General features: G+C 36.8%; 8 protein-coding genes. 2 read left to right on the top strand and 6 right to left on the bottom strand.

All coding sequences use genetic code 11. The annotated features are described in order from the left end of the window. The first annotated feature begins 1 nt into the window (after position 1). Positions 2-694, top strand: coding sequence for a LytR/AlgR family response regulator transcription factor (locus QM481_RS14190; protein ID WP_166552161.1), 693 nt, complete (start codon positions 2-4; stop codon positions 692-694). Positions 695-960: 266 nt separating this feature from the next. On the opposite strand, the gene QM481_RS14185 is transcribed toward QM481_RS14190, so the two are convergent. From QM481_RS14185 to QM481_RS14160, 6 genes are all read right to left on the bottom strand, one after another. Next, a complete protein-coding gene (locus QM481_RS14185; RefSeq protein ID WP_283382222.1) occupies positions 961-2481 on the bottom strand; it encodes an ATP-binding protein in 1521 nt (506 codons plus the stop codon). A gap of 5 nt (positions 2482-2486) precedes the next feature. Next, positions 2487-3626, bottom strand: a complete 1140-nt coding sequence (locus QM481_RS14180) for an FIST signal transduction protein (protein WP_283382221.1) — start codon at positions 3624-3626, stop codon at positions 2487-2489. A 504-nt stretch (positions 3627-4130) separates the two neighbouring features. Continuing rightward, positions 4131-6308 carry a S9 family peptidase gene (locus QM481_RS14175; RefSeq protein WP_283382220.1) on the bottom strand — a complete coding sequence of 726 codons (2178 nt, stop codon included), beginning with the start codon at positions 6306-6308 and terminating at the stop codon, positions 4131-4133. Positions 6309-6472: 164 nt separating this feature from the next. Next, positions 6473-7969 carry a RagB/SusD family nutrient uptake outer membrane protein gene (locus QM481_RS14170; RefSeq protein WP_283382219.1) on the bottom strand — a complete coding sequence of 499 codons (1497 nt, stop codon included), beginning with the start codon at positions 7967-7969 and terminating at the stop codon, positions 6473-6475. Positions 7970-7987: 18 nt separating this feature from the next. After that, positions 7988-11092: a SusC/RagA family TonB-linked outer membrane protein gene (locus QM481_RS14165; RefSeq protein WP_283382218.1), complete on the bottom strand. Its 3105-nt coding sequence runs from the start codon at positions 11090-11092 to the stop codon at positions 7988-7990. Between the two features lie 959 nt (positions 11093-12051). Beyond that, positions 12052-13821 carry a DEAD/DEAH box helicase gene (locus QM481_RS14160; protein ID WP_283382217.1) on the bottom strand — a complete coding sequence of 590 codons (1770 nt, stop codon included), beginning with the start codon at positions 13819-13821 and terminating at the stop codon, positions 12052-12054. Between the two features lie 928 nt (positions 13822-14749). On the opposite strand from QM481_RS14160, the gene QM481_RS14155 reads away from it, so the two are divergent. Continuing rightward, on the top strand, positions 14750-15970 hold the full coding sequence (locus QM481_RS14155; protein WP_283382216.1) for a hypothetical protein: 1221 nt from the start codon (positions 14750-14752) through the stop codon (positions 15968-15970). Positions 15971-16020: the final 50 nt, after the last annotated feature.

Below are 16020 nucleotides of genomic sequence, written 5' to 3'. Positions count from 1 at the left end.
AATGAAGTTACGATGTATCATTGTTGACGATGAAATCATGGCCAGGAAATCCCTTCAAAAGCTATGTGAACAACATAGTGCTTTAGAGTTGGTGGCCATTTGTGAAAACGTCCAACAAGCCCTTAAAGTACTAGAACAAAACGAGATTGATTTGATATGGCTTGATGTTGAAATGCCTGAAATGACAGGATTTGATTTATTAGAAAAAATCACCACGACTACCACACAGGTGATTTTGACAACATCAAAAATTGAATATGCTTACGATGCGTTTCAATACCAAGTGACAGATTATCTGAAAAAACCCATTACAGGTCCTAGATTTAATCTTGCTGTAGAAAAAGTATTGGACTTACGACAGAAAAAAGATAGTCCATTACAGCAGCATAACGAGATTTATATCAAGCATGAAGGTAGGTATATTAGGCTCCCCTATTCAGATATTCAGTTTGTAGAGAATATTGGAGACTATGTAAAAATCTACACCAGCAAGCAATCGTACGTGATTCATACTACGATGAAATCTTTGGAAGAAAAGTTAGGAAAGCAGTTTTTACGAGTCCATAGGTCATTCATTGTTCATCTCGATAAAATTGTAGACATTGAAGAAAACAATTTAGTGATTGCCAATAAAGTTATTCCTATTAGTAGAGCCAACAAATCAGAATTGATGAATAGACTCAATATGCTTTAAAAATATAACGCCCTCAAGATTTAATACTCCTCCTTAAAAAATATAAAAAGTGGTAAGTTTTCATCTGAAAACTTACCACTTTTCTTTTATACAGACCTACAGTTAGTGACAAAATTAAAATAATTTTACCCGCATTAAGCTCTTGGTTTTATGCTGAAGCTAAAAGTTGAAAAGAATTTCTCTTGAAATAATTTAAGCTTTTTTGCCTAATGCCTAAAGCTTACAGCCTAAAGCAATATGATTTTATTTTGCATTAATACTTAACATCAAGAACCACGATGACTATATTTTCCAATTTTTTGGAATAACTCTTTTGGATTAAATGGTTTTGTTACATAATCATTCATTCCAACTTCAAAAGCTCTATCTTGATTATTGAGCGTTGCTGAAGCTGTTAATGCAATTATTGGAATGGTTGGATTAAGTTCACGAATACGTAAAGTTGCGGTATAGCCATCCATTTCTGGCATCAACAAGTCCATCAAAATTACATCATAGTTGCCATTTTTATATTTTTCAACAGCCACCAGACCATTTTCAGCTACATCAAAATCAATTTCCCAACGTGTTAAAAACTTCGACGCAACCTTAACATTGACTGGATAATCCTCCACCAATAGTACTTTTACTCCTTTCAAACTTACCTCGTTGATGCTTTCGGCAACAGGAGCTTGAATAGTTTTGATACCATTACCAATTTTTAGTTTTAAGGTAAAATAAAACTTCGCACCTTTTCCTTCTTCACTTTCTAGTTGAATTTTACTACCATGAAGTTCAAGCAACTTTTTGGTAATGACAAGACCCAATCCTGTACCTCCAAACTTACGAGTTGTTTCGGAATTGGCCTGTGTGAATTGTTCAAAAATCAATTCTTGCTTATCTGGAGGAATACCAATACCTGAATCTTTTACCGATACATAAATCTGGGCTTCTTCGTCAGTTTTGCTCACCAAAGAAATTTCTAAGGAAATACTACCATTGATTGTAAACTTAACCGCATTCGAAACCAAATTGGATAAAATTTGTCCCAAACGAAGAGGGTCTCCAATTAATGAATCAGGAATATCATCATCCACCATCAGACGAATTCTATTACCTTTTTCCTCAGCCTTTACCTGATTGGCTCTTTTAATATTAGATACTAATTGCTTGAAATCAAATGGAGTGGCTTCCAAATCAACTTTTCCTGCTTCAATTTTACTAAAGTCAAGAATATCATTGATAAGTACATGTAGATTATCCGTAGAAAACTGAAGGGTCTTTAAGTTGTCAGCCATCGTAGGGGAACATTCCTCTTGTTGCATAAGATAGGTCATCCCTACAATGGCGTTGAGTGGCGTTCTGATTTCGTGGCTCATCATTGACAAAAACTCAGACTTCGCTTGCGTAGCTTTTTCGGCAGCATCCTTTGCTTGACGAAGCTCAGTTTCCATTTTTTTACGATTGTCAATTTGCTTCTGCAAATAGTCAACCAAAAGCAACAAATTATCGGCGTCGAATGAAGGTAAAGAGTTGTCTGTTTCAAGTGAATGAATTGCCTCAATCAACTTCTCAATCGAGCGTCTGCGTTGACCTATTTCATCTTTGAGGCGAATGTTTATTTCGGCGTATTCTTTTTCATTAAGAGACGAAGAGTGCTCAAAAAGCTCCTTATCTCTATCAAAGTTTACGTAGGAGTCACTAACTACTTTCAAAAATTTCACCACATCCTCTCTTCCTTGCGATTCTGTATCAAGAAAGCGATTTACCTGTTTTGAAAGTAGTTTATGTAATTGATCGTTTTGCATATAAATCAAATCTCTGTAAATGTCGTAATAGTCATGGTTTGATTGTGAAGGTCACACTTGGCTTCGGCCATCAACGGCGATATTTCCCCATACGAGTAAAATCCTGTAATACAGGTATCAGGACCAAACACCTCACGAGCTGCTTCTAGTTCTTCTTCGGTTCGGTATCCCAAAACTAATCGGCGACCAACACAACTAATCAAAATCGCTAATTCAGGCTTAAATGAAAGCGATTGAAGCGCATTTTCAGCTGCTTCAGAGGAGGCATCAAGTAGATTATCGAAATTAGCCTTCATAAAGCGAATCAAAGCACCTTTAGGAATTTCTCCTGCAAAGGTCATACTCTGTTGTTTTTCGTCAATAGAAAGGATAGTACGCACTACTGGTGCTGAGTCGGCATCTACTCGCATCGACAATGGGAACAACAATGCTGCTCCAGGCAAGTCTTTTGCGTATTTGCCTAAATATTCTTTGTAAAGCTCAAGCGCAGGTTTTCCTCCAATTGAGTACAGTACATTATATTGTGATTGGGTAATCTCACGCTCAGGGCCAAAAACATCCCAACCTCCCATCGTTCCGTGTCCTATACGTAGGTGGCTTCCATAAAAGCCAATTCCAATGATTTTTCCTTCGGAAGGTTCGGCATTTAGCCCCACTAAAGTCTTCTCAAATCTATCATCATCGCCAGCCAATCCACCTGTAACAGTAACATGTGGAGATGTATGTTCGTTGAGTGCACGCACTAACGCACTGCCATTTACCACACCACCATCAGATATAACCATGATATGCACCAAATCATCGGCTTGTAAAGCCTCTACCAACTGACAAGCGGCTTGATAACTCTCGCTGGTATCACTAATGCTGATTTGTGTTGTTTTGATTTGAGTATTCTCAAATTGCAGAGCAGTAACCACAATCGTTTGTGTTTCGACCCCTGTATTAAAAATCTCTCCTGCAGTAGAGTTAATCACTATTTCAGCATGTGGAAAATCCTCACGTACTTTCGAATAAACTTGCATTTGTTCGAATAACTTACGTTCTCCAAATACGATGACTAATTGTGCTTTTTCTGAAGAGAAACCTTCATCGATTCTTATACTCTCCCAAGCGTCTGAGCGATAGGTACTTTGACAAATTTTCATTGTGTTAGAGAGATTAGATAATGCAGTTTAATGAGTTGGCGAGGAGCATTACTACACTTTGCTTTTACTGGTGGTATTAGTGTTGGTAAAATAATGGTCGAATCTAAATAAGCTTTACTCACAACTTTGTACAATTAATTCTATACATACTACTGTTACTTCTTAAAATACCCACAACTTAAATGCCAATTTATGTCATTGAGGAAAAGTTTCTGTGGTTTTGTTTTATTACTAAAATTTTAAGAGTGGTTAGGTAGTTTCGGTAAGACCGAAGAATGTTTATAAAGTGGTTAGGTTGCTTATCTATATCTATTGTAATCTAATGCTATTGCTAAGAAAGTGTCGTCGTTGTTTGTGACCCTTGATTGAACAAACTTACTTAATCTAGGTGGATTCAACCAATAATTTCGATAAACTGTAGTTTTTGGGCTTTTTTTGGTGAAAAACTAACTGTATCATAGGTGTAGAACATATTTATTGTGAATATCTTCGTGCACTTAGCACTTATTTTCCACCCGGAGGACAATATTTTCTCAGATAATTAGTGTAAAGTGTTGAAAGGTGTTTGCTCGTTCCTTCTCCTTCACTAATACCATGTGAACGGTTTGGATAAGCCATAAACTCGAATTGTTTATTGTACTTAATCAATTCATTCAATAGCATTTCTGCATTTTGATAATGTACGTTATCATCACCTGTACCATGGATGTACAATAAGTGTCCTTGCAAGTTTTTAGCATGAGTAATTGGTGATCCATTCACAAAATCTTCTTTATTTTCTTGTGGTAATCCCATATATCGCTCCTGATAAATATTATCGTAAGTCAACTGGTTGCCTACCGCAGCTACCGCAATACCTGTTTTGTATATTTGAGGATATTGGAACAATAGGTTTAGCGTAGTAGAACCTCCACCACTCCATCCCCATACTGCTACACGAGAGCTATCCATATAAGGTCTTTTCAACAAATAACTCGCCCCTGCTGCTTGGTCTGCAATATTGATTTGACCAATCTTACGATAAATAGCCTTACGCCATGCACGTCCTTTGGGTAGTGGTGTTCCACGTCCGTCGATAGATACATAGATGTAGCCATCTTTACCCATATCACCTTGATACAAATTGTTACGACCTGTATAATATTCGTCTTTGGTTGTAGCTCCTGCTGGCTCGGTGTACACATAAAACACTACAGGGTATTTTTTGGTAGAATCGAAGTTGACGGGTTTTACCATCCAAGCGCTCAATTTCACGCCTCCTTCTATCGGAATATCGAAAAAATCGATTGGACGTTGAGCCAAGCGTACCTTTGAAAGTTTAGCTTCAATTCCTTCTTTGCCACCCGCCACACTGTGGTCAGGAAGATTAACCACCTCACTCATACGGCTAATTTGGCTTGAATTGAATGAGTGAAAAGCCATTTTTTGGTCTGGTGAAATTTCATACGAGTGTGTACCACTTTGTGTCATTGGTGTAATACGAACACTTTTGCCTTGTCCGTCCAAAGTTGTACTAAACAAATAACGTTGACGAGGATTATCAGGTGAAGCAGTGTAATACATTTTATTATTTTGCTCGCTATAACTCAAAATGTCAATCACATCAAAATCTCCAGGCGTCAACAGTTGTTCTTTTCCATCCAAAGTAATTTTATAGGCATGATTCCAACCATCTTTTTCAGATATCCACAAAAACGATTTTCCATTGTCTAACCAATCCCAACCTACGCTTTCGCCTGAACGATTGTTAAATTCGACCCAAGCTTCATCTGTTTCTTTATAAATAGCTGTGGTAGCAGCAGTTTGTGCTTCAGCTATAAACAAAGTAGATACATTTTGCTTACGATTCAATTGTTGAATAATCAGCTTATTGGTATTAGGTACCCACTCCATTTTTGGAATGTAGTTATTATTAGTAGCCCCAGGAAGTTTCATCCATTTGGTTTGCGATGTTGCCAATAACACTACGCCTATACGACACGAAGACGGTGTTTGACCAGCCTTCGGATATTCAACTGGGACAATTTTTGAATAAACTGAATCAGTATTATTAATCATGTAAAAATCTCTAATTGTATTAGCATCTATTTGCCAATAAGCAATCGACTTACTATCAGGACTCCAACGGAAGCCATCTCTACATGAAAATTCTTCTTCATAAGCCCAATCAAATGTACCATTGATGAGTTTTTTTGTACCATCTTTAGTCAAAGAAGTGATTTTATGCGTTGCGATATTTTCTGCATAAATATTGTTTTTATAAACATAAGCTACAGATTTACTATCTGGTGAAATTTTGGCAAACATCAAAGAAGACGCATCAAATCCTTTTCCTAGTTGTGAAAGCTGGTTGGTTTTGAGGTCCAGAATCCAGTAGTCTCCTTTTGTATCATAACGCCATACTCTTTTGGTGTTAGTATAAATAAGAACCTTTTGGTTGTCTTCCGAAAAGCTATAACTACGAACTTTGAGTTCGTCATTGGCACCTTTAGGAGTAAGTAAATTTTTGGCAATTACCACATCTTTTTGACCAGTAATGGGATTAATACGAACGATCTGATTCGCTTCCAAAGTAGTATAATCGCTTCCACCTTTGTTCCAATTAATAGACTGCTGAGCCGTGGCGGGAAAAAGTAAACATAGGAGTGCAAGAGCACTCAGTAATCGATGAAGTTGTTTCATAAATTTAGTTTTTATTTTAAAGGGTGAATTTCTTACAAATATTGGAAGGAAAAAATGAATTTATGATGATTGGCTTCAAGATTGAGCCAAAATCTGTTCATTTAGCTACAAAACAAAAGAGGCTACCCTTTCGGATAACCTCTTTTAAATTATTACTCACCAAATTATGGGTTTGGTAAACAATCTTTATTTACGTTAATCTCTGTCTGAGGAATTGGCCAAATATATGCTGGCGAAGTTGTTGGAATCGCAGCAACAGTTGGTTTAGCAGGAAGAGCTAACAAATTACGTTGTAAATCAATCGAACGGAATCCTTCACCTAAGAACTCGATGTTTCTTTCTGTCAAGATTGCACTTACTAAAGCTGTACCTGTTGCAATATCAGCAGCAGCATAAGCTGTAGTAGAACGGCTACGTACGGCATTTAACAATGATAATGCAGACGCATCAACAGCAGTACCAGCCAAACGAGCTTTCGCTTCTGCCAAGTTCAACAACACTTCTGAGTAACGAATTACTGGAACGAAATCTTTGTGAACAGGTCCTGTAGGGAATTTAAGCAAACGAATACGACCACCATCACCAGCGATATCATTTTTGATAAAATTGATTCTACGAGCATCAGTTGCAGTAAACGCAGGATTTCCTACAACACCAGCTGGATTCAATGAGTAGTCACCAATACCAGTTACTGGAACATAGTAACTATGCAAACCATTTTGAGTACCTGGAAGGTCATTATCACCCATTGGGAATGAGAATATAGACTCAACTGTTGTATAAGGAGCTGCAAAAACCGAAGCGATATTTGCTTGAAGCGCATTTGCTACACCTGTTGATGCTTTGAATGGAGAAGTTGTTGAAACGATTTTATTAGCTTCAGTTACTACATCACTCCATCTGCTCATTTGTAAGTAGATACGAGTCTTCAAAGCAATAGCAGAGTTTTTGTGAGCACGAGTTGTGTTCAACAATGCAGATGAATACGAAGCTGGCAAGTTTTGCTCTGCAAAGTTCAAATCATCTAAGATTTGAGCATATACCTCAGCTACTGTACTTCTTTTCAAATTGTTGTTTCCGCTACCAACTTCACCTTTCAAACGCAAAGGTACACCAAGACTAGCACCTGCATCTTTATTGAAAGGTTGAGCATAAGTATTTACTAAAGAAAAATAAATCAACGCTCTCAAGAAACGTGCTTCTGCTTTGTATTGAGAAGTCGTTGTTGCATCTACCACATTTGGATTTTTATCCAAACCTTCGATAAACAAGTTTGCACGATTTACAGCAAGATAGGCTGCATTCCACATGTTAGTCGGCTCGTTTGAAGACGAGTTGTTGGTATGGTTCCAAGTTTGCAAACCAGTCACACCATTTGATGTAACGTTCAACCAGTTTTCGCCACGGATTTCGTTATAAATTAAATAACGACCTCCAAACAACTGACCAGACTTAGCACTACCATACAAGCCATATACTTGAGCCAAAATACGGTCAGGTGTTGCAAATGCCTGTAAATCAGACAATGATGTAATAGGAGTTGGTTCAAGTAACTCTTTTTCAGTACAAGAAACCGTTACCGTCAACATCATGAGAGCAGCCACAGATACTTTTAGTGTCTTCCCTGCATTTTTAAAAGCTACGTTTATATATTTTTTCATCGTATAATCAATTTAAAATTAGAAATTAAGCGAAAGACCTACTGTGTAAGTACGCGCCTGTGGCGTAGAGTTACGGTCAACACCAGGAGCAATGTTTGAACCACGGTTAGTTGAGATCTCAGGGTCAGCACCTGTGTAGCCAGTAATCAAGAATGCATTTTGTACTTGAGCATACAATCTTGCACTAGAGATTTTAGCTTTTTCTAACAAACCTTTCTTGAATGTGTAACCCAAAGAGATATTACGCATACGAATAAAGTCTCCTTTTTCTACGTTTTCAGAAATAGGGTTTGCAGAACCGTTAGATACGTTATCACCGAATACCAAACGTGGGATGTTAGTCACATCACCAGCTTTTTGCCAACGGTTCAAGATTTCATCATGGTTGTTCCATGCACGTTGATCACGCAAACCAGCTTTAGTACCATTGTAAATGTAGTTACCACCTGAGAATTGCATGAAAATACCTAAATCAAATTGCTTATACTTGAATGTGTTATCGAAACCACCGAAGAAAGTTGGCATACCAGTACCCCATACTTTACGGTCAGAACCTGTGATAGCTGGAGCAGTAGAGCCATCTTTCACATAAGTCCATTTACCTGGGTGAGAATATTGTACTTCTTCACCTTTTGCGTTAACAAAAATACGTTGACCGTTTGCAGGGTTAACACCTCTTGTTTCAATTACGAAAATACTACCTACAGGATAACCTACACGAACGATGTTTGAGCTTTCCAAACCACCAGTTGATGCAATAATGTCAGCGTTATTATTAGCCAACGCCAAAACCTCGTTTGAGTTAGTTGAGATATTAAGGTTAGCATTCCAAGTGAAGTTTTTCTTCTCTAACACCAAAGCGTTCAAAGTAAATTCGACACCTTTGTTTACCATCGAACCAACGTTTGTGTTGATTGAGTTGTTTGGCACACCACGTGAAGGAGCTTGTGGCTCAGCCAATACTAGGTCTGTGATATTGTTTTGGTAGTAGTTCAATTCACCAGTGATACGATCTTTGAACAAACCATAGCTAATACCTACGTCAACTTTAGTACTTTGTTCCCATCTCAAGTTAGGGTTACCTGCTTGTGCAAATGCCCATGTTGGAGTAGAACCATATAAACCAGAACCAAATAAACTCAAAGAAGCGAAATCACTTACACCTGTATTACCTACACGACCCCAGCTACCACGCAATTTCAATTCATTGATTGTATTGCTGATTGAAGAACCTTTCCAGAAAGCTTCTTCTGATAAACGCCATCCTAATGATGCACCAGGGAAGCTACCCCATTTGTTACCTACTGCATAAGCAGAGTAACCATCGCTACGTAATGTAAATGAAGCTAAGTATTTCTTGTCGAAGTCATAGTTCAAACGACCGAAGTAAGACAATAAACCGTTTTGTGATTGGTAGTTGCTACCTACTACGTTGTTTACAAAGCTACCTTGGAATGAAGTAAAGAATGGATCAGATACTCCTGTACGACCAGCACCCCAACGGTTGATAGTGAATTTTTGTGCTTCAGTACCAACTACAACAGTAAAGCTGTTTTTATCAACGTTGAAATCATAAGTCAAATAGTTTTGCCAGTTCCACTGCTTGATATTAGTGTAAGTGTTATAAGCAGAACCGTTTGTAGTACCAGCTTCACCATGGATTGGGTTTGAGAATTGAATATCTTCAATTTGAGTGTTATCCATACCGTAAGACGTTCTGAATACCAAACCTTTGTACAATTTAAAGTCAGCAAAAATGTTAGCAATCAAGTGAGCATTTTCTGAAGTAAACTTACTCAATTCCAAATCTGGAAGTGGGTTATAGTAACCACCAGGACCAACAAGGTTTTTACCTAAACCTAAGTTGTTAGCAGATCTGTTGATATTATAAGAACCATCAGCGTTATATGGTGACACGTTTGGAGCCAATACCAATGGCAAACGACCTAAACCACCTGTTGAGAAAGCACCAGTAGTACCAGTGTTAGGTGCTTGGTTGAATGAATTAGCGTATGTAATGTTCGAACCAATTGTGATAAAGTCTGTCAAACGGTGAGACACGTTCATACGACCAGTCATACGGCTAAATGTGTTTTTCTTCAACATACCGTTTTGATCTGTGTAACCTACTGAGAACGAGTACTTAGTATCTTTGTTACCACCATTCAAGCTCAAGTTATGGCTTTGAGAGTATCCAGTTTGGTAGATATAGTCATACCAATTTGTATTTACTAAACTACCATCTGCATTATAAGAAGGGAAGAATTGATCAGCCAAGCCAGCGTTTCTAGAAGCTTCATTCTTGATGTCCATAAATTGTTGAGCATCTAACATTTTGAATCTTCTGAATGTTTGAGTTGCACCTACCCAAGTGTCATAAGACAATTTCGCTTTACCTTCTTTACCTTTTTTCGTAGTAATCAACATTACACCTGCGGCAGCTCTTGAACCGTAGATAGCAGTAGCTGAGGCATCTTTCAAAATCTCAACTGATTCAATATCAGATGGGTTAATATCACCTAAAGGGTTGTTTACAGTGTAACCACCCGCAGAAACATCACCAGAGTTGATTGGCATACCATCAATTACAATCAAAGGTGACGAACTTTGGTTGATTGAAGATGTACCACGTACACGAATAACTGGAGCGTTGTTCAATACACCGTTTGGAGTTGTGATATTCACACCAGAAACACGACCTTGTAAACCTTGGTCAAATGATTGAACTGGCTGAGTTGCAATTTCTTTACCAGAAACAGATGTTACAGCACCAGTAATTACTTTTTTACTTTGTGAACCGTAACCCATTACTACAACCTCGCTCAACTCAGAAACATCTGATTCTAACTGAACATCGATAACAGAACGGTTACCAACTTTGATTGAAAGTGGCTTGAAACCTACAAAAGTAAATACCAAGGTCTCGTTTGGAGAAGCATTGATGGTGTAATTACCATTTCCAGCTGAAGTTGTACCACGAGTAGTACCTTTCACAGATACACTAACTCCTGGAAGATCTGAGCCATTTTCGGCCATTGTGACTTTACCTGTTATTTTGCTTTGAGCAAAGATTATGCTCGCAGAAAACACTAACAGCATGGTAAGTAGAAGTCTCTTTTTCATGCAATAAAAGGGTTTTACTTGTTGACGTTTTTACCTGACAATTGTTGATTTATATTTATTAAAACTAAATCCAAAATGTAAAGAGAGGCCAAACAATCACCACGTTGAAATCAACGAGTAATCAATGCTACAGCGAAAGAAGTAGCGTTGCCAATTTTTATGACTTGGGGAATTGATACTAAGGAATGATAAGAACAGGTTAAGGTATCTTTGATAGTTTCAACAAAGACCGAACTTATCTGGAATATAGTATCAAAACAATCGGGAAGCTTGTGTAACAGTTAAGGCGATACATTTAAGCTTACTTTGTAGCACTGATTGTGGCTCAAAGATTTTATTGAAGCATGTTATAGAATTCTATCTTTCATGCAGTTTACGGAATATAATTTGTTGATGATTAAAACTGACTTTAGTTTGATTTTGTATGTGTTTGATTTTCTAAACTGAGGTGAAATTATACATTAACAATTAGTTTAACAATTATTTATATGCCACTTATTTAAAATTGTTTTAAAAATACAACGAAAAATAAGTTTAATCACATTTTTGGCTCTATTTTTAGTAGTCGGATATACAAATAATAGAAACAAATCGATAATTACTACTCCTTTGTCGACATTTGAGGTCTTTAAAAGCAATCCTCAGAAGCTGAGTATTTATACTTATCTCAAAATATAATTCTACTCAAACCAACAAAACCAATGCTATATTCTACAAGTATCTATTTTTACCAAATAATAACTTGAGCATTTAATATGCCTTAATTTACTTTAATTTATTGAGCCATCAATATGCTTTTAAATAATAAAGAAGAACTATTTAATAAAAAAAGTTATAAATTTAAACAAAATAACCACATTTTACTTTATTTTTTTACTAGTAAAAATATAGCTAAAATGATAGAAAATAAAAAAGGCCGCTGTTTTCACAGCGGCCTCCAATCTATATGAATTAATTGCTTAGTTATTAGGCTTTGCAATCTCTACATTTACTTTTTTACCTTTGATAGAAGCACCTTCCATACGGTTCAATACAGTATTTGCAAATTCTTTCGGAACGTCTACAAACGAGTATTTGTCAAAGATATCAATTTGACCTAAGACGTTACCTGGAATTCCAGATTCACCTGCAAATGCACCTACGATATTCGCTGGAGAGATTTTTTCGTTGAAACCGATATTAACAAACATTCTTACCATGTTTGCATCGCGACGGTACGGACGACCTTGTTTGTCAGAACGAGGACCTCTATCTTCCGAACGACCACCTCTATCTCTGCTATCACCACGCTCAGAACGTCCACCACGGCGATCATCACGACCACCTCTTTCAAAACGACTTTCACCACGACGACCGCTATTGTCTCTATCTCTGTTGTTGAAACGGTCACGACGATCAAATTCTCCGCTTAAGTTCTCGTCAGCGAATTCATTTTTCGTGATACCCATGTTCATTTTCACCAAAGCAGAAACTACTTGTTCTGTAGAATAACCTGCATGTTGTAGTGCTTGTAATACATCTTCGAACAATTCTAAATCACCTTCTTCGATAGCTCCACGTACACGGTCGATAAACATTCCTTTTTTCACACCTACTACGTCAGAGAATGAAGGAATTACACCTTTGTCAATTTTCACTTTAGTGTAATTCATGATTTCACGAAGACGGTTACGCTCAGCACCAACAATCATCGTAAATGCCTTACCAGATTTACCAGCACGACCTGTACGACCAATACGGTGTACATAATATTCTTCGTCTAAAGGCACATCATAGTTGAATACTGCATCTACGTCGTCTACGTCCAAACCTCGAGCCGCTACGTCTGTTGCAACTAATACGTTTACAACACCCGAACGGAATTTAGACATTACATTAGTACGTTGAGCTTGACGCAAGTCACCATGAAGACCTTCAGCAGCATAACCACGCAATTGTAATTCTTCTACTACTTCGTCAACTCTTTTCTTCTGATTACAGAATACCAATGATAATTTTACTGAATAGAAATCCATCAAACGAGTCATTACCTCCATTTTCGCTTTACCTTTTACATCATAGTAAAGTTGTTCGATATTGGAGTTAGTGATTTCGTTCTTCACAACTTTCACCAATTTAGGATCGTTTTGGTAACGAGAAGTCAATGCCATGATAGGCTTCGACATCGTTGCTGAGAAGAAAATAGTTTGACGCTCTTCTGGAGTTTCTTGTAAAATGCTTTCGATATCCTCTCTAAAGCCCATGTCTAACATTTCATCAGCTTCGTCAAGAACTACTTTACTTACATTTTCTAATTTTAAGGCACGACGCTCAATCAAGTCAATTACACGACCAGGAGTACCCACAACAATGTTTGCACCTGCCTTCAAAGATTTGATTTGACGTTCGATAGAGTCACCACCATATACTGTAGTTACCCAAACACCTTTTTTATGTTTTGCAATTTTCTTTAATTCTTCTGTTACTTGAACCGCCAACTCGCGAGTAGGACAAAGAACCAAACCTTGAACTACCTTTTCGAAAGGAATTACTTTTTCTACAATTGGAATACCAAAAGCAGCTGTTTTACCAGTACCTGTTTGCGCCTGCCCGATAACATCGCGACCTTCAAGAATGAATGGAATTGCCTCAGATTGGATTGGAGATGCTGTCTCAAAACCCATATCTGCTACCGCTTGTTGAACTTCTTGTGATAATGAAAGTTCGTCGAATCTTAATAATTGACTCATTGTTTTTCGAAATGTCGGTAATTGACGTAACCTTAGTTACAAGGCATCAGAGATGTCTGCCATTCATTCGTCCTGAACAGAATGGTGAAAATCCCTATCTATGGCTTGGTCAAAAACGACAAAATTGTGATTGTTAAAATTTGCTTTAATGATGCCCGAAACATCCGTTAAAGCTCTGGAGAAACCGATTTAAACTGATAACAGTTCGAGATTGGAAATTGCTTCATGCCAAGAAGCGAACACAGAGACGTGCGGATGTTTTTGTATAACGGGTACAAAGGTATCCCAAGTTTTTTGCATTAACAAATATAATTGTATTTTATTTAGAATCATTTTCTAGAAGATATGGCATTTTTTATAGCCTATCGAGCTTATCTCAATTCTTTTCTTTTAAAGAATGACATCTTTCTATACTTTAGCAAATTTTATTTTAAGAATATCGATTTTATCCAAATATATCGTTAGTTTTTCTTAAACATTCTACTTTTCTTGTATTATCCACCAACCCTTTCATTTTGAGGAAATAGTTAAATAACAGATACTTACTTATAGCCATAAGCAATAAAACTAACGCTGTTAGAGATTTGGTTGTTCTTTTTCGAAAATCCTTTTACTCAAACATTTCTATTGAATGAACAAAAAACGTTTATCTAATCGTTAATAATGTAGAGCTATTTCTCTCCCATTAGAAATCAGGAATTGTCAAATTAAGGCTTTGTTTTAACTAACAGGTCTTTCAAACGATTACCATTTATTGAGTATAAATACAATAGCATAAATATAACTTTTCCAGTTTATCTTATAATCAATATAAGAATACTTGATAAAGCAAGATAAAAAATGCTAAGGAATTTAGACCTTTGACAATTAATTAATAGGCATTCCGTTCTTGATGGGAAAATTCCAAAACTATTTCTGGTAAAGCACGATGAAAACATTCTCATTCCTTTTTTTGATCCTCTTTGGCTTAACAACAACTATTAACGCTCAAATTTATTCTGATTCCTTGATTGTCAACATTCAGAATAATCTGGTTAAGCTACAAAACGAAAATGAAAATCTCAAAGGACGTATCGAACTACAAAGCGTTTCTTTGAACGATATTTCTAAAAATCAATCGCTCACTGACCGTACAAAGTGGGAGAAAATCCGTACAAATTTGGTCAAAAGTGCAGAGGTATATAAAATTCTGAGCGATGATATTATTGACCTAAAATCACAGGTGATCAACCAAGATTATCAAGGTTATATCAAAAAACTCAGTAGTGTCGAAAAAGGACCCTTAGGTTTTTCTTTTGAGGAGGTTATTCTTAAAACAGCTCAAAACAAGGCAATTTTCGATAAAAAAGAGAAAAATGAGCGTTTTGTATCTGTTCTCAAAAGCTTAAAAGATAGCCCTATCGTAGGTTTGATTCCGTATGCTTCACAAGCGGTGAATCTTTCGACTGCGGCTGTAAATGTGGCGTACGCGGCAGGTGTACAAGACAAAAAGGTAAACTTTGACAAAATCAAAGAGTTTGAAAAAGAACTTCAACGTTATACTGGTTTTTATAATGCTTTGGACAAAGCCAATTTAACCAACGCTACTTCGAGTTCACAAACGGTCACTCTTTTGGAAACGTTACAACTTGATGTGTTAGAAAAATTTAAGAAAGACGGTCAGAAGATAGGCTTCAATCCAAGAGAGATTCGTGGAGATGAAACCATTGATGACTATTTCAATTATGTAATGGGAGAATTTACGCCAGAATTGATGCGTAAAAAAACTACAGAAATTGAAAAGAAATATGTAGGAAAAGATGGCAAAGTAAATCTTGGAGAATTGTTACAATCTGAATTAGATGTACGTCATGTCAACAACAACTTAGATTATTTACAATCACTTTGTAATCGTTTCGTAGGAATTCATGATAACTATTTTGACCTCGAAACTCGTTATTTTGACCAAGTAAAACAAGCCATCAATGTAGCCAAAGGCAATAACATTATCGAGGCTGTGGGCGAAAAAAATGCCCAAATGGTGTATGATGATTTAATAAAAGATTTGACATCAAAGAAGAAAAAGAAAGATGCTGCTATCAAATCGAGTATTAATATCAAAGAGTTAAAAGACAAAATCGACTCTGTTGATATTTATAAAATTTTGTAACAGACGTCTCAATACTTTTGTCTTGAAATTAAAGCCCAAACTTCTTCAAA

The organism is Flectobacillus rivi (assembly GCF_030056655.1).
GTDB classification, from domain to species: Bacteria; Bacteroidota; Bacteroidia; order Cytophagales; family Spirosomataceae; genus Flectobacillus; species Flectobacillus rivi.
The sequence above is the reverse complement of the archived record's forward strand: the minus strand, read 5'-3'. Positions and strand labels throughout refer to the sequence as shown.